The organism is Pseudomonas sp. FH4, from assembly GCF_000510915.2.
In the GTDB taxonomy this organism is placed as follows: Bacteria; Pseudomonadota; Gammaproteobacteria; order Pseudomonadales; family Pseudomonadaceae; genus Aquipseudomonas; species Aquipseudomonas brenneri.
Genome location: NZ_AOHN01000020.1, coordinates 333,570 through 359,985, shown reverse-complemented (window position 1 = coordinate 359,985; position 26,416 = coordinate 333,570). Strand labels below are relative to the sequence as shown.

At 62.6% G+C, this 26,416-nt stretch carries 13 protein-coding genes; 9 read left to right on the top strand and 4 right to left on the bottom strand.

Going from position 1 to position 26,416, the window contains the following annotated elements; translation table 11 throughout:
* The coding region (locus tag H097_RS16680) for a hypothetical protein (RefSeq protein WP_050593382.1) at positions 1-713 on the top strand (713 nt) is incomplete at its 5' end.
* A 296-nt stretch (positions 714-1,009) separates the two neighbouring features.
* Here the strand turns inward: H097_RS16680 and H097_RS16675 are convergent.
* The gene (locus tag H097_RS16675) at positions 1,010-2,818 is read right to left on the bottom strand and encodes a monovalent cation:proton antiporter-2 (CPA2) family protein (RefSeq protein ID WP_032861096.1); all 1,809 of its coding nucleotides are present in this window, start codon (positions 2,816-2,818) and stop codon (positions 1,010-1,012) included.
* Positions 2,819-3,132: 314 nt separating this feature from the next.
* On the opposite strand from H097_RS16675, the gene H097_RS16670 reads away from it, so the two are divergent.
* The 4 genes from H097_RS16670 (at position 3,133) to H097_RS16655 (ending at position 17,370) form a co-directional block, all read left to right on the top strand.
* Positions 3,133-13,737, top strand: a complete 10,605-nt coding sequence (locus H097_RS16670; RefSeq protein ID WP_032861095.1) for an autotransporter-associated beta strand repeat-containing protein — start codon at positions 3,133-3,135, stop codon at positions 13,735-13,737.
* 168 nt (positions 13,738-13,905) lie between these two features.
* On the top strand, positions 13,906-15,462 hold the full coding sequence (locus H097_RS16665; protein WP_032861094.1) for a DUF726 domain-containing protein: 1,557 nt from the start codon (positions 13,906-13,908) through the stop codon (positions 15,460-15,462).
* Between the two features lie 38 nt (positions 15,463-15,500).
* Positions 15,501-16,820 (top strand): Nramp family divalent metal transporter, encoded by a 1,320-nt coding sequence (locus tag H097_RS16660; protein ID WP_032861093.1) that lies wholly within the window; start codon positions 15,501-15,503, stop codon positions 16,818-16,820.
* Between the two features lie 133 nt (positions 16,821-16,953).
* Complete coding sequence (locus H097_RS16655; RefSeq protein ID WP_032861127.1) at positions 16,954-17,370, top strand: SRPBCC family protein; 417 nt, start codon at positions 16,954-16,956, stop codon at positions 17,368-17,370.
* A 26-nt stretch (positions 17,371-17,396) separates the two neighbouring features.
* Here H097_RS16655 and H097_RS16650 read toward each other — a convergent pair whose 3' ends face one another.
* From H097_RS16650 to H097_RS16640, 3 genes are all read right to left on the bottom strand, one after another.
* Positions 17,397-18,785, bottom strand: a complete 1,389-nt coding sequence (locus H097_RS16650; protein WP_032861092.1) for a HAMP domain-containing sensor histidine kinase — start codon at positions 18,783-18,785, stop codon at positions 17,397-17,399.
* The gene (locus H097_RS16645; protein ID WP_032861091.1) at positions 18,763-19,446 is read right to left on the bottom strand and encodes a response regulator transcription factor; all 684 of its coding nucleotides are present in this window, start codon (positions 19,444-19,446) and stop codon (positions 18,763-18,765) included. The genes H097_RS16650 and H097_RS16645 overlap by 23 nt, the downstream gene beginning before the upstream one ends.
* A 129-nt stretch (positions 19,447-19,575) precedes the next feature.
* Complete coding sequence (locus H097_RS16640; RefSeq protein WP_032861090.1) at positions 19,576-20,487, bottom strand: MurR/RpiR family transcriptional regulator; 912 nt, start codon at positions 20,485-20,487, stop codon at positions 19,576-19,578.
* A 241-nt stretch (positions 20,488-20,728) separates the two neighbouring features.
* Between H097_RS16640 and iolC the strand changes: the two genes are divergently transcribed.
* The 4 genes from iolC (at position 20,729) to iolD (ending at position 26,403) form a co-directional block, all read left to right on the top strand.
* A complete protein-coding gene (gene iolC / locus H097_RS16635; protein WP_032861089.1) occupies positions 20,729-22,666 on the top strand; it encodes a 5-dehydro-2-deoxygluconokinase in 1,938 nt (645 codons plus the stop codon).
* 87 nt (positions 22,667-22,753) lie between these two features.
* The gene (gene iolE, locus H097_RS16630; RefSeq protein ID WP_032861087.1) at positions 22,754-23,647 is read left to right on the top strand and encodes a myo-inosose-2 dehydratase; all 894 of its coding nucleotides are present in this window, start codon (positions 22,754-22,756) and stop codon (positions 23,645-23,647) included.
* Complete coding sequence (iolB, locus tag H097_RS16625; RefSeq protein WP_032861085.1) at positions 23,644-24,438, top strand: 5-deoxy-glucuronate isomerase; 795 nt, start codon at positions 23,644-23,646, stop codon at positions 24,436-24,438. The genes iolE and iolB overlap by 4 nt, the downstream gene beginning before the upstream one ends.
* A 33-nt stretch (positions 24,439-24,471) precedes the next feature.
* On the top strand, positions 24,472-26,403 hold the full coding sequence (gene iolD / locus H097_RS16620) for a 3D-(3,5/4)-trihydroxycyclohexane-1,2-dione acylhydrolase (decyclizing) (protein ID WP_032861084.1): 1,932 nt from the start codon (positions 24,472-24,474) through the stop codon (positions 26,401-26,403).
* The last annotated feature ends 13 nt before the right edge of the window (positions 26,404-26,416 follow it).

Here is a 26,416-nt window from a genome sequence, read left to right as displayed (position 1 = left end):
AATTTAACGGGGAGTTGGTGTCCGGTCTGGTAGGGGCAAGTCCAGGTGAGCCGAATGTCGAGCTGTGCCTCGATGCTGTGGAACTGTGCTACAGCGTTGGCGGTACGGCTGTGAAGTCACCATTTTATAAAGGAGAGCGGCACAATCCCGAAAAGTTTGTAGACGACTGCATCGTTGAGCTTAACGCAAGGTTTCGAGAAGCGGGTCTTGGGTATGAGCTGATTGATGGCAGAATCATAAGAGTGGATTCCCAGTTCCTCCACTCAGAAGTTGTAAAGCCAGCCATTGGTTTTCTAAATGCTGAAATCTTTGCGGGTGCCCGTGATGAGTTTCTCGGGGCTTACGAGCATTATCGTCATGGCAATCATGAGGAAGCGCTTGTGGATGCGCACAAGGCATTTGAAAGTACGATGAAGATCATCCTGACCGAAAATAAGACGCCGTATGCCCCCGGTGCGACAGCCAATAAATTAGTGCTGGCTTGCACCCAAGCAGGCCTCGTGCCCGCCTACAATGAGGCGCAGCTTACGTCCGTGAGTAATGTTCTCATTAGCGGTATTCCTACCCTGCGAAACAGGAACGCTGGACACGGTCAAGGGGAGACCATACGAACTGTAGAGCCAGAAGTGGTTGCCTATGGCCTGCACCTAACAGCCGCTGCAATAGTGATGCTCGCCGGTCTTGAGGTAAAGCGAACCAGATTGGCCCCTTGAGAATCTGACAGAAAAATCTGAATGACCACCTCAACTGTTCTATGCCGCAAGTTCCCCCCGTGGCCCCTCTCGCGCCTGGACGTTATCGCGTGGGTGCCTATGGGGTCCTTAACGCGCATCCATGCGCCTCTGTAAGTTATCCATTCCACTGTCACAAACCGTTAGAACTCTGTTAGACATAGTGTTAGAACTGGTTGGACAAGCTCACTGAGATGCCCATAGAATGGGCCTTCCAGCCCTCATTGGTGTCCTTGCGTATTCTGTCAGAAAATTCGCAATTTCGTTCGGATCCATCCTCAAGCCTTGCCGGACTCTTCCTCAAGACGGTCCATTTCAAACAGACGGGCCAATTCTGCACGGGACTCCTGGGCCGACTGCATCACCTTGGCCGCGTCGTCGTACACCGCGTGCTGGGCGGTCAACAGTTGCAGGTCATGGTGTTTGAAGCGGTTGATCCGCGCATCGGCCTGGGTTTCGCTCAGTCCCAGGCCGACCAGGGTGCGGCGGCTCATTTCCAGGCTGGAATAGAAGGTTTCGCGCACCGGTGACGCGTCCAGGTCCACCAGGCGATGCACGTGCTGGCGGTTACGGGCACGGGCGATGATCTTCATGTGCGGGTAGAGGTTGCGCACCAGTTCAGCGGTCTTGATATTGATTTCGGGATCATCCATGGCGATCACGAAGTACTCGGCCTGGTCGACCTTCGCCGCATGCAGGATCTCTGGCCGCTGCGGATCACCGTAGAACACCGGCATGCCGCCGAAACTGCGGGTCAGCTCGATGGTTTCCACCGAAGTGTCGAGGGCGATAAACGAAATGTTTTGCGCCCGTAGGATCCGTGCCACGATCTGCCCCATGCGGCCCATGCCGGCGATCACCACCCGAGGCGCATCGCTCTCGATGGCGCGGTACTCTTCTGGCACTTCCACCGGCTTGGCCTTGGGCCTGAACAGTTTCGGGCACAGCAGCAACAGCAGGGGCGTGAGGGCCATGGACAGGGTGATGGTCAGCACCAGCACGTCGTACAGGTGCGGGGCGAACAGGCCCTGGTCGCGGCCGATCTTGAACACCACGAAGGCAAACTCACCACCGGCGGCCAGCACCACACCCAGGCGTACTGCGCTCTCGCGGTTCAGTTCGCCGACCATCTGCCCGACCGCGTACAGCAGCGGCAACTTGATAGCGATCAGCAGCAGGGTCAGCCCCAGCACCACAAAGGGTGTGCTGAACAACAGGCCGATATTGGCGCCCATGCCCACACTGATAAAGAACAAGCCCAGCAGCAGGCCCTTGAACGGCTCAATTTGCGATTCCAGTTCGTGGCGGTACTCCGAGTCGGCCAGCAGCAGGCCGGCGAGGAACGCGCCGAGGGCCATGGACACCCCCACCAGCTCCATCAGCCAGGCGGTGCCGATCACCACCAGCAGCGCGGTGGCGGTGGATACTTCGCGCAGGCCGGTCTTGGCGACGATACGAAACACCGGGCGCAGCAGGTAGCGGCCGCCGATGATCACCACGGCGATGCTGCCCAATACCTGCAAACCGTGGTTCAGGTCCTGGGCGGCGGTGGTGGTGTGGTCGCTGCCGGCCAGCAGCGGCACCATGGCGATCAGCGGGATTGCCGCGATGTCCTGGAACAGCAGGATCGCAAAGGCCAGGCGCCCGTGGGGGCTGTTCAGTTCCTTGCGTTCGGCCAGGCTTTGCAGGCCGAAGGCGGTGGAGGACAACGCCAGGCCCAAGCCCAGCACAATGGCGCTGTTCCACGACTGGCCAAAGGCCCAGAGTGCCACTGCGCCCATCACCATGGCGGTCAACAGCACTTGCGCCAGACCCACGCCAAACACCGCCTTGCGCATCACCCACAGGCGTTTGGGCGACAGCTCCAGGCCGATGATGAACAGCAACAACACCACCCCCAGCTCGGAGAACTGCGCGACGCTTTGCGGGTTGCCTATCAGCCCCAATACCGAGGGGCCGATAATCACGCCGGCGAACAGATAGCCCAGCACCGCCCCCAGTTTCAGGTGCTTGGCCAGGGGCACGGTGAGCACCGCGGCCAACAGGAACACCACGGCCGCTTGTAACAGGTTGCCTTCATGGGGCATCGCTTACTCCAGGATCTTTGAGGCGAATCGACAGGGCGCTATTAGAGCGCGCTTTTACGCAGTTGAATCTGAATTTTTGCCGAGCTCCGGCGCTTCACTCCAGCGCCTGTTGGATGTCGTGCAAATCCTACAGGGCACTTACGAAAGTATTAATACCATTTATTTCAATGACTTTAACGCGCGTCAGCTACGGTTCTGACAACAGGATTGTTGTCATCACGGTCAGGTAATTCGCTTTTGATGCGTGTTGGATCTGTTACATGGGGCTTCTACGCATTCACGGACGAAAGGCTTGGACCACGAAGGAGTGACCCGTGGAAAGAAGACTTGTTGCTGGCGCTAAAACTCGTGTTTCTCCTCTCTCTCTTGCGATTCGTCTCGGTGTGCTCGGGCTGGTGGTTGGCCTGGTGAGCCCCGAGGTGTTGGCGGCGTGTACGACGGTGGGTGTCACGGTGACGTGTACGGGGGCGCCAAGCCTGCCCCTGACGCCAGCGAACAGTTTTGCCAGTTCGGCCAATGACCTGCAGGTCACTGTCCAGGCCGCAACGCGGATGAATAGCTTAGTGGGCACGGTATTGAGCCTGACCGGCAGCGGTGTATCGCTGACCAACCTGGGCGTGATTGATCCGGCTTTCCTGTTGTCCCTGAGCGTCTTGACCAGTGGTGTGGTGATTGGCAACTCCTCAACCTCAGGCAATGTGTCAGTGACCAACAGCGGCACGATCAAGGGCACTATTCCCCTGGTGGATGTGGCCTCGTTGCTGGGCGGCGCGGCGCTGAGTATTACCAATGGTGCAGGCTTCACCACCACCCTCAACAACAGCGGCATCATCGGCGCCTCCAGCATTGGTGTATCCGTGTTGCAACCTGACGAGGCAACTGTCGTGGTGGTGCAGGGGGGCTCCCAGGTCAATATGACCAACAGTGGCACCGTCACGGGTCGGATCGGCTTTGAGGCGTCAGGTGTCGCCGGTGGGGTGGGCAACTCGTTTATCAATGCCGGCACGCTCAACGGTGGGGTTTCCCTGGGTGCCGGGCGCGGTGGCAATACATTTACCGCGGTTACCGGGTCTGCGGTGAATGCCGGTACCGGGATCAGCCTGGGTGGGCTGGTCAACATCAACCTGTCGTTCGCGCCCACCGGCAAGGTCGACGGCGGTGTGGGCGGGACCAACAACACCCTGATCCTCGATAACCAGTTGGCTGGGGTGAACGCCGCAATCCAGACGGGCACCGTATCCAGCGGCCAATACATCAACTTCAACAACCTGGTGATCAATGGCGGGACCTGGACCCTGCTAGGGGCACTGGTCAATGGCTCGACTGCGCTCAATGGCGGCATCGTGCAGTTCGACAATAACGCCACGTTTGGCAGCGGCTTACTGAACGTCAATGGCGGGACCCTGGCGGCGAGCGCCGGTAACTTGAGCCTGGCCAATGATGTGGTGATCGGCGCCAGTGGGCTGGCGGTACAGGGCGTCAACGGCTTTACCTTCGGTGGCAACCTCAGCGGTACGGGGGCCTTGAGCAAGACCGGTACGGCTGACTTGACCCTCAGTGGCACCAACACCTACGGCGGCGGTACCACATTGAGCGGCGGCCGCCTGTTGCTTGGCTCGGGCAGTGCCTTGGGCACCGGCACGCTGACGGCGGCGGGCAGTACTTCGCTGGTCAGCAACAGCCAGATCACCCTCAATAACGCCGTGACCCTGGGTGGCGCGGTGAGCCTGCTGGCGGACGGGACCAGCCACCTTACCCTGAGCGGCTCGATCGGCGGCACTGGCAGCCTGGTCAAGACCGGCGCGGCCAACCTCATCCTCAACAATACCAATGCCTACAGCGGTGGCACCCAGTTGAGCGCTGGCACCCTGGTGGTCGGAGCAACGGGCGCGCTGGGTACCGGTGCGTTGAACGCCGCCGCAGGCACCGCACTGGATGCCAATGCCGCAGCAACCCTGAGCAACCAAGTCAGCCTTGCAGGCGCGGTCACGGTAGGCGGCAGCGCAGACCTGACGCTCGCCGGGCCGGTTATCGGAGCAGGCAGCCTGATCAAAAATGGCATCGCCAACCTGAGTCTCACTGGCGCCAACAATTTCCTCGGCGGTCTGACCCTTAATGCCGGGACGCTGACGGCGGGCAGCAGTTCTGCACTGGGACTGGGTAACTTGACCGTGGCGGGCGCCGCGAAACTGGACAACAGTACAGCGGTTGCCCTGGGCAACAACATCGTCCTCAACGCCGGCCTGACTGTGGCGGGTAGCAACGCCCTGACCCTGGGTGGCGTACTCAGCGGCGCCGGTCCACTGATCAAAGAGGGCGTGACCAATCTCACCCTCAATGGGGTCAACACTTACCAGGCGGGCACTGTGCTCAATGCCGGTAGCCTGACCCTGGGCAATGCCGCGGCCCTGGGCGGCGGTGCGTTGACCGTCGGCGGCCCGGCGAGCCTGGAGAACAGCGGGGTGTTCACCCTGGGTAACAACATCACCCTCAATGCCGACCTTGCCCTGGCCGGCACCCAAAATCTGACCCTGGGCGGCGTAATCAGTGGCGCCGGCGGCCTGGTCAAAAATGGTACGGCCGACCTGACTCTGACCGGCACCAACACCTTTACTGGCGCCTTGAACATCCAGGGTGGCAGCGTGTTCGCCAGCAGCGCCGCTGCCCTTGGGGCCAACTCCGGGCTGACCATCGGCGCCGGCGCCAGTCTCAACCTGGCAGGCAATGGTGTACTCGGCGGCTTGAGTGGTGCGGGTGTTGTCGATGTGGGCTTGAACAACAGCTTGACCGTAGGCGGCGCCAACACCAACACCACGTTCAGCGGCAGCCTCACTGGTAGCGGCGACCTGATCAAAGTGGGCAGCGGCGAACTCGACCTGATCGGGGTCAACAGCCTTAGCGGTAACACCCAGGTCAATGCCGGCATCTTGAAGGTGAGCAATACCCTGGCAAGTGCCATCGTCGATGTGAATGCCGGGGCGACCCTGACCGGCGGCGGTTCGTTGCTGGGTACGCTGAATATCAACAGCGGCGGCCATCTGGCCTTGAACAGCGCGGATACGCTGTCTGCTGCTTCGCTGGTGGTAGGCAGCGGCGCCAGCCTGGATGTGAGTCTCGGCGCGCCGTCCCTGACGCCACTCCTCGATATCGGCGGCAATGTGAGCCTGGATGGCAACCTGAATGTGAGCAATGGCGGAGCCTTTGGCGCGGGTATCTATCGGTTGATCAACTACACCGGCAGCCTGGCCGGGCAGGGCTTGACGGTGACCGGTGTGCCGCTGGGCTTCAACCTCGGCGACGTGCTGGTGGATGTCACCACGGCCAACCAGGTGAATGTAGTGGTGTCGGTGGCCAATATGCTGTTCTGGGACGGTAGCCAGATCACCGGTAATGGCACGGTCGAGGGTGGCAATGGCACCTGGAGCGTCGGCGGCAGTAACTGGACAGTCATCGGCGGCACGCCCAACTCGGCCTGGGCCGGCGGGTTTGCGGTGTTCACCGGCGCGGCGGGCACGGTCACCGTGGACGGTACGCAGCAGTTCACCGGGCTGCAATTTGCCAGCGACGGCTACAACGTCGTGGGCGGTACGGCGGGGCAACTGACGGCGATCGGCAGCACGATAATCCGGGTTGATCCGACACTCACCGCGACCCTGGGCGTCAATATCGACGGTAGTGGCACCCTGGCCAAGGTCGACAGCGGCACTCTGGTGCTCAATGGCAACAACAGCTACACCGGCGGCACTTCCCTCGACGGTGGGGCAGTGGTGGTCGGCAGCGATACCGCGCTGGGTAGCGGCCTGTTGAGCGCGGCCGCAGGCACCGCACTTTCCAGCAATAAAACCGTGACCCTGGGCAACGATGTGGTCCTGGCTGGCAACCTTAGCGTCGCCGGCAGCAATGCCCTGGCCTTGAATGGCGTGATCAGTGGCGTAGGCGGCCTGCTCAAAAATGGTACGTCGCAGCTCACGTTGGGCGGTGTGAACACCTACCTCGGGCCCACCGCGCTGAACACCGGTGGCCTGATCCTGGCGAACAACGGCGCCTTGGGTGGCGGTGCGCTGATTGCGGCAAACGGTACAAGCCTGGATAGCAGCACCGCCGTCAGTGTCGGCAATGCTATTAACCTGGCGGGCAACCTGGCCATTGGCGGTAGCGCTGACCTGACCCTGGGCGGCCTGGTCAGCGGTACGGGTGCGTTGATCAAAAATGGCGGGGCTAACCTGACCCTCAATGGCCTCAATAATTACCAGGGCGGCCTGACCCTCAACGCGGGCACACTGACCCTGGGCAACGCTGCGGCACTGGGCACGGGCGGCCTGATCGTGGCGGGCAATTCGACCCTGGCCAACAGCACACCGCTGGTCCTGGCCAACGACCTGACGGTCAACGCCGGCTTGAGCGTGGGTGGCAGCAACAACCTGACGTTGGCCGGGGTGGTGGCGGGCAATGGCAGCCTGATCAAGACCGGTACTTCGGACCTGGCATTGTCGGGAAACAACACCTTCAGCGGTCTGCTGGATATCCAGGCGGGCAGTCTGACCACCCTGGGCGCAGGTGCGCTGGGTAACAACAGCGGGATCAATCTGGCGTCCGGCACTACCTTCAACCTGGGCAGTTCCGCCAGCCTGGCCAACCTCACAGGGGCGGGCACAGCGGTGGTCGGCCTGGGCAATACCTTGAGCCTGGGTGCCAATAACGCAAACAACACCTTTGGCGGCATTCTTGCCGGCCTGGGCACTGTCGACAAACTTGGCAGCGGTACTCTAACCCTGTCCGGGATCAGCGCGCTGACAGGCAACACCCAGGTCAGCGCGGGCACCTTGAACGTCAATGGCCAACTGGCCAGTGCCGGCGTCAATGTGAACAGCAGCGCGACCCTTGGCGGCTCGGGCACCTTGCTGGGCGCGGTGAACATCGCCGACGGTGGCCACCTGGTGGTGAACTCCGGCAGCACCCTGACCACCGGCTCGCTGGTGCTGGGGGCCAATGCCAACCTCGATGCCGGCCTCGGCGCACCCTCCAGCGGCGGCACCGAGTTGCTCAAAGTGCTGGGCAACCTGACCCTGGACGGCACTCTCAACATCAGTGATATCGGCGGATTTGGCGCCGGGCTCTATCGCCTGATCGACTACACCGGCGTGTTGACCAACAACGGCCTGCAACTGGGCAGCCTGCCCGGTGGCGTCCTGCCGGGCAGCCTCGACCTGCAAACCGCTATTGGCAACCAGATCAACCTGCTGGTCACTGGCAGCACCAATGTGCAGTTCTGGGACGGCAGCCAACTGGTGGGCAACGGTACCATCGAAGGCGGCAACGGCACCTGGAGCGCGGCGGCCAACAACTGGACCGGGATCAACGGCAGCCTCAACCAGGGCTGGGCACCCAGTAGCCTGGCGGTGTTCCAGGGCGCGGCCGGCACGGTCACGGTTGATGGCGCGCAGGCGATCACGGGCCTGCAATTTGTCACCGACGGCTACAACCTAGTGGGGGGGACGGCAGGGGGGCTGACGCTGTTCAATGGCGCCGGCGGCAACACGGCAGTGCGGGTTGATCCTACTGTCACCGCAACCCTGGATGTGAACCTCAATGGCGGCGGCACTCTGGCCAAGCTCGACACCGGCACCCTGGTGCTCAATGGCAGCAACGCCTACACCGGCGGTACGGCGCTCAACGGCGGCACCTTGATCGTCGGCAATAACAACGCCCTGGGCACGGGCCTGTTAACCAGCGCCAATGGCACCACCCTGGACAGCAACACAGCCGTGGTGCTGACCAATGGTGTGGACCTCAATGGTAGCCTGACCATCGGCGGTAGCAATGCCCTGACCCTGGCGGGCAGCGTGAACGGTGCCGGTAGCCTGATCAAAAGCGGCATCGGCAACCTGACCCTCGCCGGCAGCAACGGCTATGTCGGCGGTACCCAACTCAATGCGGGCAGCCTGACCGTCGGAACGGACAGCTCCCTGGGCTCTGGCACCTTGCTGGTCAACAGCCCGGCGACCCTCGATAGCAGCACGAATGTGACGCTGAGCAATGCCGTGACCCTCAATGGCGCGCTGACAGTGGCCGGCAGCAATGGCCTGACATTGGCCGGGATAGTCGACGGCGCCGCGCAGTTGATCAAGAACGGTGGCGCCAACCTGAGCCTCAATGGCGCCAACAACTACGGCGGCGGTACATTGCTCAACGCCGGTACGCTTACCCTCGGCAGTAGCACTGCACTGGGCAGCGGCAACTTGAGCGTAGGCGGTGTGGCCACCCTGGATAACAGTGCACCACTGGTGCTGGCCAATGCCATCGACCTCAATGCCGACCTGACAGTCGCCGGCAGCCACGACCTGACCCTGTCCGGCATCTTGGCCGGCAACGCTGCGCTGATCAAAAATGGCACGGCGAGCCTGACCCTCAGTGGCAACAACCTGTTGAACGGGCCGTTGAATGTGCTGGGCGGTACGCTGACCACGGTCGGCGCCGGCGCCTTGGGCAACACTTCCGGGGTCACGGTGGGTAGCGGTGCAACCCTTAACCTGGGCAGTAGCGCCACGCTCAACACTCTGGCCGGCAATGGTGCGCTGCAAGTGGCGGTGGGCAATACGCTGACCGTCGGCGGCAATAACACCTTCGGCGGCAGCCTGGGCGGCAGCGGTGCCCTGGATAAAGTTGGTACCGGCACCCTCGACCTGACCGGCAATAGCAGCCTGAGCGGTGCGACCAGCGTCACGGGCGGCACGCTCAACGTGGCCGGCAGCCTGGCCAGCGGCAGCGTGACGGTCAACAACGGTGCGACCCTGACCGGTGGTGGCACCTTGGCGGGTGCGGTGACGGTGGCCGATGGCGGCCATCTGGGCCTGAGCAGCGGCAGTGCGCTGACGCTGGGCTCGCTGGTGCTGGGAGGCAATGCCAACCTGGATGTGGGCCTTGGCGTACCGGTAGTCGGTGGCGGCAGCGGGCTGCTGAATGTCGGCGGCGACCTGACTCTGGACGGCAACCTCAATGTCAGCGACCTCGGTGGTTTTGGCACGGGCGTCTATAACCTCATCAACTACAGCGGGGCCCTGACCAATAATGGCCTGACCCTCGGTACCCTCCCATCCAGCGTGATCGCCGATGACCTGCAACTGCAAACCGCGGTCAACAACAAGGTCAACCTGGTGGTGATCGCGCCCAACACCAGCGTGCAGTTCTGGGACGGTGGCCAGTTGATCGGCAACGGCGCTATCGAAGGCGGCAACGGCACCTGGGGCAGTGGCACCAATTGGGCGAATGTCGACGGTAGTCTCAACCAGAACTGGAGCGACAAGTTTGCGGTGTTCCAGGGCGCGGCAGGCACGGTCACGGTGGACGGCAGCCAAAGCCTGACGGGCATGCAATTTGTCAGTGACGGTTACAACCTGGTGGCCGGTACCGCCGGCCAGTTGAATCTGGTCAATGGCGGCACTGGCAACACCGCAGTGCGGGTCGACCCCAACGTCACCGCGACCCTCGGTGTAACCCTCAATGGCAGCGGTACCCTGGCCAAACTGGACAGCGGCACCCTGGTACTCAACGCCGCTAATGCCTACACCGGTGGCACCGCCCTTAATGGCGGCACGCTGGTGGTGGGCAACAACAGTGCCCTGGGTACGGGCCTATTGACCGCCGCCAACGGCACCACCCTGGCCAGCAACACGGCTGTGACCCTGGGCAACAACGCGCTGCTCAACGGCGTGATGACCGTGGGCGGGGCCAACGGCCTGACGCTGGATGGGGTGGTCAGTGGCAATGGCAGCCTGGTCAAAACCGGGGCATCCAGCCTGACCCTCAATGGCGTCAACACCTACATCGGCGGCACCAGCCTTAACGCCGGGCAGTTGATTCTTGGCAACAACGCTGCGCTGGGCAATGGTGCCCTGAGCGTAGGCGGCGCTGCACAGTTGGATGGCAGCAGCGCCCTGCAACTGGCCAATGCCATTACCCTGGGGGGGCAGTTGACGCTATTGGGCAGCAATGACTTGACCTTGAGTGGCGCGCTCAGCGGTACCGGTGCCCTGGTGAAAAGCGGTAATGGTGTGCTGTTGCTTACCGGCACCAACACCTATGGTGGCGGGACAATTCTCAATGGCGGCAGCACCACGGGCAGCACCAGCAGCCTGCAAGGGGCGATTGCCAACAACGCGGCGCTGACCTTCGAGCAAAATGCCGATGGCACCTACACCGGCAACCTTACAGGCAGCGGCTCGCTGACCAAGACCGGCACTGGCGATCTGTTGCTGAGCGGCAACAACAGCTTCACCGGCAGTACTAACGTCACGGCCGGCGGCATGGTGGTCAACGGCACCTTGAACAGTGCTGCCGTGCAAGTCGCCAACGGCGCCTCGCTGGGTGGCAGTGGGCAACTGGCGGGAGCGGTGAACATGGCTGACGGTTCGACACTCACTGCCGGGGCTGCGACGCCGCTGTCGGTGGGAGCCCTGGCATTGTCTGCGGGGACCCGGTTGGACTTCGCCCTCGGCGCACCGGGCTCATCGACCACGGTGGTCAACGTGGCCGGCAACCTGACCCTGGATGGCACCCTCAATGTCAGCGACGCCGGCGGGTTTGGCGTCGGCGTCTACCAACTGTTCCGCTACGGCGGCAGCCTGACCGACAACGGCTTGCTGTTGGGCACATTGCCAACCGGGATTGTGCCGGGCGCACTGAGCCTGCAAACCTCGCTGGCCAACCAGCTCAACCTGTTGGTGCAAACCACGCCTGGGCAGATCCAGTTCTGGAACGGCGGCACCACCAGCCCTGACGGCACGGTGCATGGCGGCAGCGGCACCTGGGGCCCTGGCACCAACTGGACCGATCCTACCGGCACCCAGGGCCAGGCCTCGAACAACCAGTTCGCCGTGTTTGGCGGGCAGGGCGGGACCGTGACCGTGGCGGGTAACCAGAGCTTCACCGGCCTGCAAGTGCTGGACAGCGGCTACTCCCTGGTCGCTGGCACCGGTGGCAGCCTCAGCCCCACCAATGCCGCAGATGGCAGCCTGGCGGCGATACGCATCAATGCCGGGGTGACCACAGAAATCTCGGCGCCCCTGGTGGGTAGCGCAGGGATCAATAAAGTCGACGCAGGTACCTTGTTGCTGACCGGCAGTAACACCTACAGCGGCGGGACCATTGTCAGCGGCGGGACGTTGGCGGGGAACACCACGAGCCTGCAAGGGGCAATCACCAACAACGCGAACCTGATGTTCCAGCAAGACAGCAATGGCCAGTTCAACGGCACGCTGACCGGCACCGGCACGCTGGTCAAGCAGGGCAGCGGCAGCCTGCTGCTGACCGGCAACCAGCCCTTCAGCGGTGCAGTGGCCGTCAACCAGGGGCTGCTGCAAGTGGGCAATGCCAGCAACCCGGGGACCGTGCTGGGCGGCCAGGTGACCGTCGCCAATGGCGCAGGCCTGAGTGGCAATGGCAGCGTCGGCTCGCTGGTCAACCACGGCGTGGTCACTCCCGACAGTGGCAAGCTCAGTGTTGCCGGCAACTTCACCAATGCTGTCGACGGCACCCTTAACCTGGTGATTACGCCATCGGTGGCCGGCTCCTTGGCGGTCGGCGGTAGTGCGAACCTGGCGGGCAGCCTGAATGTGGTCAACCTGGTGCCTTACACCGGGCCCACCACCTACACCCTGTTGACGGCAGCCGGCGGCGTGACCGGCACCTTTAGCAACACCAACCTGGAGAACCTGGCGTTCCTCGATACGGCCCTCAACTACAGCCCGAACCAGGTGGCGCTGGCTGTGAGCCGCAACACCACCAGCTTCGCCAGCGTGGCGGCCACCGGCAACCAGCGGGCGGTTGCCACGGCATTGGGCAGCGGTGTGGCAGTGGGCGACAGTGCGATACAAAATGCCTTGCTGACCGGCAATGCAGCCAGCGCGCGGGCGGCCTTCGACAGCCTGTCGGGGGAGATCCATGCCAGCACCGCCAGCGCCATGCTTGAAGACTCGCGCTACGTGCGTGACGCGGTCAACGAGCGCATGCGTCAACCGGGTTGCTACCGCCAGGACGATCCGCGGAACAGTCTGGCACCCAGCGAAAACCGCCTGAGCAGCGCCGGTTGCCACGGCGAAATGGTTGGCTGGATGCGCGTCCTCGGTACCTGGGGCCACCTGGGCGGCGACAGCGATACCGCGCGCCTGGATCGCAACCTCAGCGGCTTCCTGTTGGGCACTGACAAGCAACTGGACGACGCCTGGCGTGCCGGTATCGCTGCTGGTTATACCCGTAGCGACCTGGACGCCAAGCGCCGTAACTCCAGTGCCGATGTCGACAGCCACCACCTGATGGCCTACACCGCGTACCAGCAAGAGGCTTTCGCTGCGCGCATGGGTGTGGGCTACACCTGGCACGACATCGAAAGCAAACGTGACGTGGCAGTGGGCACCGAGGGCCAACGCCTGAAAGCCGACTACAAGGCGCGCAGTGCGCAAGTGTTCGGTGAAGTCGGTTACACCATTGAGGCTGGCGGCCTGGCCGTGGAACCGTTCGCAGGCCTGGCCTACGTCAACTACGACAGCGACACCCTCAAGGAAAAAGGCGGTTCGGCCGCGCTCAAAGGTGATGCCGACCAGGACATCACGTTCTCCACCCTTGGCGTGCGCCTGGGTAAAACCATCAGCCTGGGTAACGGTTCGAGCATCACCCCACGGGGCAGCATCGGCTGGCGCCATGCCTTGGGTGACAGCAAGCCGGATGCAGACCTGAGCTTTATCAACGGTGGCGCATCCTTCAGCACCCAAGGCGTGCCGATTGCCAAGGACAGCGCGGTAGTGGAAGCGGGCGTGGATTACCAGATCAGCCCTAACGGCAAACTGGGACTGGGTTACTCGGGCCAGTTGTCACGCAATGACAAGGACCATGCGATGACCATCAGTTTCTCCCTCGGCTTCTGATCAAGGCTGAGTTCTTCAAGCCGCCCGTGAGGGCGGTTTTTTTGTGGATCAGGGCACACGGGGTATATGAGCGCTGTGCGAATCCCTTGTGGGGGCTCGACAGCTTCCACATTGGATTTCGCAATCTTGTTACCATCCTCCTCCGTCGTCACCAGGAGCCACCGCCTCATGCAACACCAGTGGGATGAAATGCACCGCACCCGCAAGCCCTCGTTCGTGCTGTGCGGCGAGCCCCGGGGACAGGTGCTCAATCTCTATGTCCATGGCTATTCCGCGTTTTTCAACCCGCAACAGCTGGCCAGTTTCCAGGCGCAACTGGCGGCGATCGAGGGTTCGACCAACCTGATGCTGTTCTGGCCGGCCGGGCATTTCCTGGAAAACCTGTTCGCCCCCTTCAAGGACATCATCGCCTCGATGCTCGGCGGCGGCACCCTGGGCGCGGCGACCGTGGGCCTGGGCAAGGCGGTGGGCTATTTTCTCGATCACTACAAAAGTGTCGAAGCGCGGGTGGACGAAGTGGCCAGGACACTGCTGGTGGAGTTGGCCAACTACCTGCACGCCGAGTCAATCGAGGTGCGCCAGATCAACCTGATCGGCCATTCCCTGGGCGCCCGCCTGCTGGTCAAGAGCCTGCTGGCCAGCCCCGAACTGGCCCGGGAACTGCCGCTCAATCACCTGTTGTTGATGGGCGGCGCAATTTGCACCTCCAGCCCCTGGGAGCAGGTGTCGGCGCCGCTCAAGGGACGGGTGATCAACTGCCATTCCAGCAAGGACTGGGCCCTGGCGCTCAAGCCGGATACCGAACGCTGCATTGGTCGCTATGCGATTCCCTTGACGCCATCCCTCAAGGGCAAAGTGACCAACGTGCATCTGGTCACTTTCGACCACGCTGCCTACTGGCCGCAGTTGCAGACCGTGGTGCAGTACACCGACTTGCTGCATGAGCGCCGCGGCATGATCCGTGCGGACCAGCGCAGTGCCGAGGTGCGTTTTGCCGAGGAAGACGTGGACCTGTTCCCGGTGCTGCGCCAGGCACGGGCGCCAGAGCTGCAGTTTCTCGCCGAGCTGATGGCCGCCAAGCGCAGCGCGACCATCGAAGCCGAGGTACGCGACCCATTGCAGTTGGCTATCGAGTTGCAGCGTATGGGCGGTGACAGCTTTATGAACCTGGCCCGTGGGCACGGGGTGAGTTATCGCCAATTGGCCCAGGACGTGGCCCTGCGCGTCGGTCTCAAGTTTGACCAGCCCATCGACAGTGTGGCCCTGGTGAGCCTGGAAGAGCGGGTCGCCGAGACCCTGATCGAGCAGTACAAGGATAAACTCAGCCTGGCCGACCGCGCAGTGTTCGAGGCCGAACTCAGGGCTGCGGCGCAAAAGGAACAGGGGTTTTTCAACCGTTTCGATGTCGCTCGTTCGGCCACTACCGCCTTGAGCGGTACGGCGCTGGCCGGGCTGACCGGGTTTATCCTGCGCCGAGGTGCGGCCACGGCGATCCCGGTGGTGGGGCAGGCGCTGGCGGCGGCCATGCTGCTGGTGAGCGGGGTGCGGGCGTTTTCCGGGCCGGCGTATTCCATCACGACCCTGGCGGTGCTGGTGCTGGGGGTGATTCGCCAGCGCATGGAGCGTGAGGCGCTGAATCAGGAAATGGACCTGGTGGTGCAGGTGGTCGAGGCCTTTGACCTGCCCCGGGAAACGCTGATGCGCACGGTCTCGCCGGACTGCTAAGCTGCGTCCTTGTCCTGTGTGTCTGCCTGGTACCCCGCGTGAAATTCAGCCTGCCGAAAATTGCCACTGCCCCGTTCTGCCCGCCAGAAGTGGCGGGCACCATCCCCGTTGATCCCCGCGCGTCGTTTTTCAAACGGGTGCTGCAGTTTGCCGGCCCCGGCCTGCTGATTTCCATCGGCTACATGGACCCCGGCAACTGGGCCACGGCCATCGAGGCCGGGTCGCGCTATGGCTACAGCCTGTTGTTCGTGGTGTTGCTCGCCAGCCTGGCGGGGATGGCGGTGCAGTGCCTGTGTTCACGGCTGGGCATCGCCACCGGCAAGGACTTGGCGCAGTTGTGCCGCGAACGCTACAGCCAGCGCTCCGCGCGCACGCAATGGGTGCTGGCGGAAATCTCGATCATCGCCACCGACCTGGCCGAAGTCCTCGGCTGCGCCCTGGCGTTCCACCTGCTGCTGGGGGTATCGCTGACCACCGGCATTGTCATCACCGCGTTTGACACGTTGCTGATCCTGGCCCTGCAAAACCGTGGCTTCCGGCGCCTGGAGGCGATCATGTTGGCGCTGGTGGCGACCATCGGCGTGTGCTTCTTCGTCGAGCTGGTGCTGATCAAACCCTATTGGCCGGACGTCTTGCGTGGTTTCACGCCGTCGCTCTCGGCGATCAGCGATGCCGCGCCGCTGTACCTGGCCATCGGCATCCTCGGGGCCACGGTGATGCCCCATAACCTGTACCTGCACACGTCCATCGTGCAAACCCGCCTGTTCGGCCAGGACCTGGCCAGCCGCCAGGATGCGGTCAAGCTGGCGCGCATCGACACCATCGGCTCCCTGGCCCTGGCCTTGCTGGTCAATGCCGCGATCCTGGTGCTGGCGGCTGCGGCGTTCCACCAGACCGGCCATACCGAGGTCGTGGAGATCCAGGATGCCTACCATCTGCTGGATCCGCTGGTGGGCGGCGCCTTCGCCAGTATCCTGTTCGGCATTGCCTTGCTGGCGTCCGGGCAAAGCTCGACCTTCACCGGCACCATCGCCGGCCAGGTGATCATGGAGGGCTACCTCAACCTGCGCATTCCCTGCTGGCAACGCCGCCTGATCACCCGTGGCCTGGCGCTGATCCCGGCGTTCCTCGGGGTGTGGTTGATGGGGGACGATGCCATTGGCAAGTTGCTGATCCTCAGCCAGGTGGTGCTCAGCCTGCAGTTGCCCTTTGCCCTGTATCCACTGATCCGCATGACCGGCGACCGGCAATTGATGGGGCCTTTCGTCAATCGCCTGCCCACCAGGATCCTGGCCTGGAGTCTGTTCAGCGTGATCAGCGGCGCCAATGCCTGGCTGATCGGCCAGTGGCTGTTCTGATTCAGCGGTCCCAGTAAGATAGGTGGTGCATGCAAACTTCTTCGCTTGAGGCGGTGGGCCACCCACCAATGGCACGAGCGCCGACAGGCAGCGTAAGCTGGCCTCCCTTTTCCTCATGTTGTGGAGTTTTATCGTGGCCAAAGCCGCTGCTTTTATTGAAATCCCGGCCTCGGCCGACGAAGTCTGGCACCTGGTCGGCGGCTTCAACTCGTTGCCCGATTGGCTGCCCCTGATTGCCAAGAGCGAACCGGGCGAAGGCGGGCGTGTGCGTCATCTGCAAACCGTGGATGGCGCGGTGGTGGTCGAGCATCTGCAGACCTTTGATAACGCTGCGCGCACCTACAGTTACACGATCAGTGAATCGCCGTTCCCGGTGAGCGCGTATCTGGCGACCTTGCAGGTTGAAGCGCTGGGTGAACACTCGGCCAAAGTCACTTGGTCAGGTGTGTTCACCCCGATCGCCGGTGTGACCGAGGCTGAGGTCGAAGCGCTGTTCAGCGGCGTTTATACCGGTGGTGTCGAGGCCTTGCGCAAAAATTTCCCGGCCTGACCTTGTAGGCGCCGGCAAGCCGGCGCCTACAGTGGGTTTTTTTGGCGGCATTGCAGGGTCAGTCGCGCGCCGCCGCGCTCGCTGCTGCCGACTTCCAGCCCAAAGCCATGCAGGTTGATGATCGCCGCCACAATCGACAGGCCCAGGCCAAAGCTGCCCTGTTGCTGACCGTCATCGACCCGGTAAAAACGCTGGAACACCGCGGCCCGTTCTGCTTCTGGAATTCCTGGGCCGGAGTCCACTACATCGATGCGCGTACTGCCAGCCTCGTTGCTCCCTCGCACAATCACTTCGCCGCCCGGCGGGGTGAACTTGATCGAGTTGCTCAGCAGGTTGGCCAGCGCTTCGAACAGCAGCGCGCGGTCACCATTAATCGGCGGCAGTGCTTCGGGGACCTGCAACAGCAGCGCCAACTGGCCTTCTTCCGCCAACGGCAGGTAGAAGTCATGGAGTTCCTGAAGCAACGGCAGGGGATCGAACACCAGGAAGCCGGAGCGTCGTTGCCGGTCTTCCAGTTCGGAAATGCGCAGCAAGCCGCGAAAGCGCGCCATCAGCGTGTCGGTCTCGTTGATCACTTCATCGAGTTGCAAGGCCAGGGGCGAGTGTTCATCGGCCTGTTGCTTGATCCGGTACAACTGCGCACGCAAACGGGTCAGCGGGGTACGCAGGTCATGGGCAATGTTGTCGCACACGCCCTTGACCTCGTTCATCAGTTTTTCGATGCGCCCGAGCATGGCGTTGACGATGGCCGCCAGCATGTCCAGTTCGTCACGACGGTTGGACAGCGGCAGGCGATGGGTCAGGTCGCCGGCGACAATGGCTTCGGCGCTGGCCTGGATTGCGCGAATCCGGCGCAACGGGCGCCGGCGCAGCAGATGCCAGCCGGCGACGCCGGGGATAATGGTCAGGGAGATCGCCCAAAGCAGGGCTTGCAGGATGATCCGGGTCACGCCCAGCAACGAGCCGTTATCGCGTACCAACACCAGCCAGCGACCATCCTGGGTCTGGGTCGCCACGGCGTCGCAACTGCCCAGGGGCAGTTTCGGGTCATCCGACTCGATACAGTTGGCCAAGGCATGGATGCGCCCGTCGAGGGGCAAGCCTGCTGGAATCTGCTGGATCGGGCCGCTGAGTGGGCGTTGTTGCCCATCGAACAGGCCGTAGGCGTCGATGCCCTTCATGTCGAAGGTCATGCTGGTGGCCAGGGCTTCATCCAGTTGTGCGCCCTCGAATCGCTGGAACAGGTGTTGGCGTTGCATCAACGAGTGGCGCGAAAGGTCGCCCAGGTATCCCGAGACCTCGTAGTACAACACCCCCATGAGGATGCAGCTCCAGGCCACGAACAGCGAACTGTACAGCGCCAGCAACCGGCTGCTGGACGAGCGCCAGCCGTTAGACGGGTTCAGCAATGACATAGCCCGAGCCTCGTACCGTGCGAATCAGCGGCGTCTGGCCCGGTGGGTCGATTTTCTTGCGCAGGCGGCCGATGTGTACGTCGATCAGGTTGGTGCCCGGGTCGAAGTGATAACCCCAGACTTCCTCGAAGATCATCATCCGCGAGAGGATTTGCCCGGTGTTGCGCATCAAGAACTCCAGCAGCTTGTACTCGGTGGGCAGCAGGCTCAAAGGCTGCTCGGCGCGGCTGGCTTCACGGCTGATCAGGTTCAATTCCAGGTCGGCCACGCGCAGTGCGGTTTGCGCAGCCTTCACCGCATTGTTGCGGCGCAGCAGCACCTCGACCCGGGCCGCCATCTCGTCGGAGGCGAAGGGTTTGGTCAGGTAGTCATCCCCACCGGCCCGCAAGCCGCGGACCCGTTCATCCACGTCGGAAAGGGCGCTGATCATCAGGATCGGCGTCGACACGCCGAGGGTACGCAGGGTGGTGACGATGGCCAGGCCATCGAGCTCCGGGAGCATGCGATCGAGGGTGATCAGGTCGTAATCGCCGCTGACGGCCCGGCTCAGGCCTTCGCGGCCGTTATCTACCCAGTCCACGTCCAGGCCATGACTGCTCAGCTCGGCGACGATCTCGCGGGCCGTCACAGCGTCGTCTTCGATGGTCAAAATACGGGTCATGGGGGCTACCTGGTCAAACTGGAGTGAAGCATTTTGCCAAGAAATGATAGTGAGGTTTCTAAAAGAAAATTCATGTAGGCAATTCTCAGGGCCACCTCGGTCAAAATGTGGAATATGGCGCAGGCCTTTTTAGTCGTCGAACCCCACCTGTTCGTGAATCTCATCGACCTTCAGCTCCAGCCGGTACGCCACGGCAATAAACAACGCCTGGCACAGGCACAGCGTTGCGCTCAACGAGCGAAACGCGAACGAAGACCCTTCATTGACCAGTAACACCGCGTTGGCCCGCTTGGCCAGCGGCGACAGGTTGCTGTCGGTGATGATCAGCGTCTTGGCCTGGTGGTGCTGGGCGATGCGCAGGCAGTGCTGGGTTTCCTTGCCGTAGGGCGTGAAGCTGATGGCGATCACCAGATCATTGGCGCGTACGCTGCGCATCTGTTCGCGGTAGCTGCCGCCCAGGCCCGAGACCAGGTGGATGCGTTTGTTGGTGTGTTGCAGGTTGTAGACCAGGTAGTCGGCCACCGCAAACGAGCGGCGTACGCCAACCACGTAGATATTGTCGGCGTTGACCACCAGGTCCACGGCTTTCTCGAAGGCCGCGTCGTCCAGTTCCAGGCCCAGGCGCTCGATGCCGGACAGCGTGGCGCTCACGCACTCGCGGGCGAGGTCGCCGCCGCTGGCTTTCTGCGACTTGTTGGCGATCATGCTGCGGATGCGCTGCTGGTAGTTCTGCACCGGCGTGGTCTTGTGGGTATACGCCTCGCGAAACAGCGCCTGCATTTCACTGAAGCCACTGAAACCAAAACGCTGGGAAAAACGCACGATGGCCGACGGGTGGACTTCGCATTCCCGGGCGATATCGCTGATGCGGTCGACCATGATCCGATCGCTCTGCTGGCTCATGTAGCTGGCGATGCGCTTGAGCTGGCGGGGCAGGCTTTCGTATTCGTCGGTGATCAACTGCAACAGACGTTCGGCATTGATCGGAGGATTGGCGAGAGCGTCGGTCTCGGCGCAAGACTGCTGATCGGTGCGGGACATAAGCAATCCTTCTGGCTTGTTCTTACAGGGCAGGTGACAGGCACGGTGCCCCTGACAATAGGTCAATGGGCGCAAGTCTACAGGGAAGGCACCAAAAAATACCTTAATGGAAAATATATTCCACATAAAATATTTATAGAATAAATATTGATTGATGGCGCCGGACGTCCTAGTCTGCATCCACCAAGAGCGTCGCCGTTTTGACGGCAGGCGCGGGCTGATAAAAATAACAGGAGCCAGCATGGGCCAGACTCGTTTTGCCAGTGGGCGTCAATTGGATCTGATTTGTCTCGGGCGCCTGGGCGTCGACCTGTACGCGCAGCAAGTCGGGGCGCGGCTGGAGGATGTCTCAAGCTTCGCCAAGTACCTGGGTGGATCTTCCGCCAATATCGCTTTTGGCACGGCGCGACTGGGGCTCAGGTCGGCGATGTTGAGCCGGGTCGGCGACGATCACATGGGGCGTTTCCTGGTGGAGTCGTTGGTGCGTGAAGGCTGTGATGTGAGTGGCATCACTGTCGACCCACAACGCCTGACCGCCATGGTCCTGCTGGGCCTCAAGGACCGCGAAACCTTCCCGTTGGTGTTCTACCGCGAAAACTGTGCGGACATGGCCCTGCGCGCCGAAGATATCAGCGAAGCCTTTATTGCCAGCAGCAAGGCGCTGCTGATCACCGGCACCCATTTTTCTACCGGCGACGTGTACCAGGCCAGCCTCCAGGCCCTGGATTACGCCGAGCGGCACGGCGTCAAGCGCGTGCTGGATATCGACTATCGCCCGGTGCTCTGGGGGCTGGCGGGCAAGGCCGACGGCGAGACCCGTTTTGTCGCCGACCAGAATGTCAGCCAGCATGTGCAGGGCATCCTCGGGCGTTTCGACCTGATTGTGGGCACCGAAGAAGAGTTCCTGATTGCCGGCGGCAGTGCGGATCTGCTCAGCGCCTTGCGCACGGTGCGGCGCCTGACGACGGCGACCTTGGTGGTCAAGCTCGGCCCGCAGGGTTGCACGGTGATCCACGGCGAGATCCCGGCACGGTTGGCAGACGGTGCGATTTACCCTGGCGTGCGCGTCGAAGTGCTCAATGTACTGGGGGCCGGCGATGCGTTTATGGCGGGTTTCCTCAGTGGTTGGCTGAACGAGGCCAGTGATGCGCGTTGCTGCCAGTTGGCCAATGCCTGTGGCGGTTTGGTGGTGTCGCGCCATGCCTGCGCCCCGGCAATGCCGACCCCGGTGGAACTCGAATACCTGTTCAACAGCCCGGTGCCCATCACCCGTCCGGACCTGGACCCGGTATTGCAACGTTTGCATCAGGTCAGCGTGCCGCGCAAAAACTGGAAGCAACTGTTTGTGTTTGCCTTCGATCATCGCTGGCAACTGGTGGAGCTGGCGCAAAAAGGTGGCCAGGACCCCGCGCGGATCAGCGCGATCAAGCAGCTGTTTATCCAGGCGGTCGAGCGTGTCGAAGGCAAGCTGCACGAGCAGGGCGTCGAGGCCGATGTGGGCATTTTGGCCGACCAGCGTTTTGGCCAGGATGCGCTGAACGCCGCCACCGGCCGTGGCTGGTGGGTCGCGCGCCCGGTAGAGGTCCAGGGCTCGCGGCCGTTGGCGTTCGAGCATGGCCGTTCGATTGGCAGCAACCTGATCGCCTGGCCCCAGGAGCAGATCATCAAGTGCCTGGTGCAGTTTCACCCCGACGACGAGCCGTTGCTGCGCCTTGAGCAGGAAGCCCAGCTCAAGGGCCTGTACCAGGCAGCGCAAACCAGCGGCCATGAACTGCTGCTGGAAGTGGTGCCACCCAAGGATCATCCTTCGACCTACCCGGATGTGCTCTATCGCAGCCTCAAGCGCTTGTACAACCTGGGCATCTACCCGGCGTGGTGGAAGATCGAGGCGCAGACTGCCGAGCAGTGGCGCAAGCTCGATGAGCTGATCGAGGAGCGCGATCCCTATTGCCGGGGCGTGGTATTGCTGGGTCTCAATGCTCCGGCGCAATCCTTGGCCGAGGGCTTCCAGCAGGCGGGCCAGAGCCGGACCTGCCGTGGGTTTGCCGTGGGCCGCACGATCTTCCAGGAGCCGAGCAGGGCGTGGCTGGCGGGTGAAATTGACGACGAAACGTTGATCCAGCAAGTGCAGCAGATCTTCGAGCAATTGATCCAGGCTTGGCGCAGCTCCAGAGTTTAAACACGATCAATTGTAGGAGCAGGCAAGCCAGCTCCTACAGAAAGCAGATCCCAGTGATCTCAGGTTAAAACAATAAAAGGTGCAGCCATGCCCGCAATCCGTATTGGCATCAACCCCATCTCCTGGAGCAACGACGACCTGCCGGCCCTGGGCGGCGAGACGCCCTTGAGCACCGCACTCAGCGAAGGCAAGGCCATCGGCTACGAAGGTTTCGAGCTCAACGGCAAGTTCCCCAAGGACGCCAAGGGCGTGGGCGATGTGTTGCGCCCCTACGACCTGGCGCTGGTCTCCGGCTGGTACTCCAGCCGCCTGGCCCGACGTTCGGTGGCCGAGGAAATCGACGCCATCGCCAGCCATGTGCAACTGCTGCGTGAGAACGGTGCCACGGTGCTGGTCTACGGTGAAGTGGCCGACTCGATCCAGGGCTCGCCGGTCCGCCTGATCGAACGTCCGCGTTTCCACAGTGAGCAGGCGTGGCAGGCCTACGCCGACAAGCTCACCGAACTTGCGCGTTTTACCCTGTCCCAGGGCGTGCGCCTGGCCTATCACCACCATATGGGCGCTTATGTCGAATCCCCGGAAGACATCGACACCTTGATGCGCCTCACCGGCCCGGAGGTCGGCCTGCTGTTTGATTCGGGGCACTGTTACATGGGCGGCGGCGAGCCGGTCGAGGTGCTGCGCAAGCACCTGGCGCGCATCTGCCATGTGCATTTCAAGGACGTGCGCAAGCCGGTGGTGCAACTGGCGCGCAACCAGATGTGGAGCTTTCCCGACTGTATCGTCAACGGCACCTTCACCGTACCGGGAGATGGCGATATCGACTTCGCCGAGTTGCTGGACGTACTGTTGGGCGCCGGTTACAGCGGTTGGCTGGTGGTGGAGGCTGAGCAGGATCCGGCCGTGGCGCCCAGCTATATCTATGCAAAAAAAGGCTTCGATACCTTGCGGGCGCTGTTGGATGCGAGGGCTGGACAATGAGCCTGTTGGTCAAAAGCACGCCGCGCGGGCAAACCATGGTCGCGCTGCCAGCAGGCGGCCTGGAGTATGTGGGGTTTGCCGCTTACCGCCTGGGCCTGGGGCAAACGCTGCCGGTCAGTGCCGACGACAAAGAGTTGTGCCTGGTACTGCTCAGTGGCCGAGTGACGATCGAAGGCGAGGGCTTCAGTTGGCAGAACCTCGGGGATCGCCAGTCAGTGTTCGAGGATAAATCGCCGTTCGCAGCCTATCTGCCGCCCAACACGGTGGCCCAGGTGACAGCCCTGAGCGATGTGCAGATCGCCGTCTGTGCCGCGCCGGGCTCTGCCGCCGCCGGTCTTGCGCCCCGGCTGATCCGTCCCGAGCACTGCCGGCGCAGCGTGCGCGGCAAGGGGGCCAACACCCGCTATGTCTGCGACATCCTGCCCGACAGCGAACCGGCCCATTCGCTGCTGGTGGTGGAGGTGCGTACGCCGTCCGGGCATTCGTCCAGCTACCCGCCGCACAAGCACGACACCGATGACCTGCCGCACCAGAGCTTTCTCGAAGAAACCTATTACCACCAGATCAACCCATCCCAGGGTTTTGTCTTCCAGCGGGTGTACACCGACGACCGCAGCATCGACCAGGCCATGGCCGTGGAAAACCACGACCTGGTGGTGGTGCCCAAGGGCTATCACCCGGTCAGCGTGCCGTATGGCTACGAGTCGTATTACTTGAACGTGATGGCCGGTCCCAAGCGCGCCTGGCACTTTCACAACGACCCCCGGCACAGTTGGTTGCTGGATCTTTAACAACGCCAAATCCAAAAGACACGGGTGCGAAACATGACCACAACCCGATTGACCATGGCCCAGGCCCTGGTGAAGTTCCTCGATAACCAGTACATCGAAGTCGATGGCGTGCAGAGCAAGTTCGTCGCTGGGGTGTTCACCATCTTCGGCCACGGCAATGTGCTGGGCCTGGGCCAGGCCCTGGAACAGGACAGTGGCGACCTGGTGGTGCATCAGGGCCGCAACGAACAGGGCATGGCCCATGCCGCGATTGGCTTTGCCAAGCAGCATCTGCGGCGCAAGGTCTACGCTTGTACGGCGTCGGTCGGCCCCGGCGCGGCAAATATGCTCACCGCCGCCGCGACCGCCACCGCCAACCGCATCCCGCTGTTGCTGCTGCCGGGTGATGTGTATGCCTGCCGCCAGCCGGACCCGGTGTTGCAGCAGATCGAACAATTCCATGACCTGAGCATCAGCACCAACGACGCGTTTCGCGCCGTGAGCAAATACTGGGACCGTATCAACCGCCCCGAGCAGTTGATGAGTGCGGCAATCCACGCCATGCGCGTGTTGACTGACCCTGCCGAAACCGGCGCCGTGACCCTGGCCTTGCCCCAGGACGTGCAGGCAGAGGCCTGGGACTACCCGGATTATTTCCTGCAAAAGCGCGTACACCGCCTGGACCGTCGCCCGGCCACCGAAGCGATGCTGCGCGAGGCTGCCGCGCTGCTCAAGTCCAAGCGCAAGCCACTGATTATCTGCGGTGGCGGGGTCAAGTACGCCGGGGCGAATGCGGCGCTGCAAGCGTTTGCCGAGCGTTTTCAGATCCCCTTTGCCGAGACCCAGGCCGGCAAGAGCGCAATCGTCTCCAGCCACCCCTTGAATGTCGGCGGTATCGGTGAAACCGGTTGCCTGGCCGCCAACCTGCTGGCCCGCGACGCCGACCTGATCATCGGCATTGGCACGCGCTATACCGACTTCACCACCTCATCGAAATCGCTGTTCCAACACCCCGAGGTGCAGTTTCTCAACCTCAATATCAGCCCCGGCGATGTCCTGAAGCTCGACGGCGTGCAGGTGCTGGCAGATGCCAGGCTGGGGCTGCAGGAATTGACCGGCGCCCTGGGCGATTACTGCGCGCAATGGGGCGAGCAGCCACGCCAGGCCCGTGCGCAACTGGATGCCGAAGTGGACCGGGTCTATCAGGCGCGCTACACCGACGCCGACTTCACCCCCGAGATCAATGACCACATGGACCCGGCGGTACTGCGCGAGTTTATCGAACTGACCGGCTCCTGCCTGACCCAAAGCCAGGTACTGGGCGTGCTCAACGAGACCCTGGCCGACGATGCGGTGATTGTCGCCGCTGCCGGCAGCCTGCCGGGGGATTTGCAGCGCAGTTGGCGCAGCAAGGGGGTCAACACCTACCACGTCGAGTACGGTTATTCGTGCATGGGCTATGAGATCAACGCGGCCCTGGGCGTGAAACTGGCCGAGCCGGCGCGTGAGGTCTACGCCCTGGTCGGCGATGGCTCCTACATGATGCTGCATTCGGAGCTGGCGACCTCGATCCAGGAGCGGCGCAAGATCAACGTGGTGCTGCTGGACAACATGGCCTTCGGTTGCATCAACAACCTGCAGATGGGCAACGGCATGGACAGCTTTGGCACCGAGTTCCGTTTCCGCAACCCTGCCAGCGGCAAGCTCGATGGTGGCCTGGTGCCGGTGGATTTCGCCATGAGTGCGGCGGCCTATGGTTGCAAGACTTATAAGGTCACGACGGTTGCGCAACTGCACGCCGCGTTGGCCGATGCACGCGAGCAGAGCGTGTCGACCCTGATCGACATCAAGGTCTTGCCCAAGACCATGATCCACGGCTACCTGTCGTGGTGGCGGGTCGGCGTGGCGCAGGTGTCCACCAGCGCGCGCACCAACGCCTGCGCCAAACAACTCAATGAACGCCTGGCCAAGGCCCGGCAGTACTGACAATAAGAGGAGT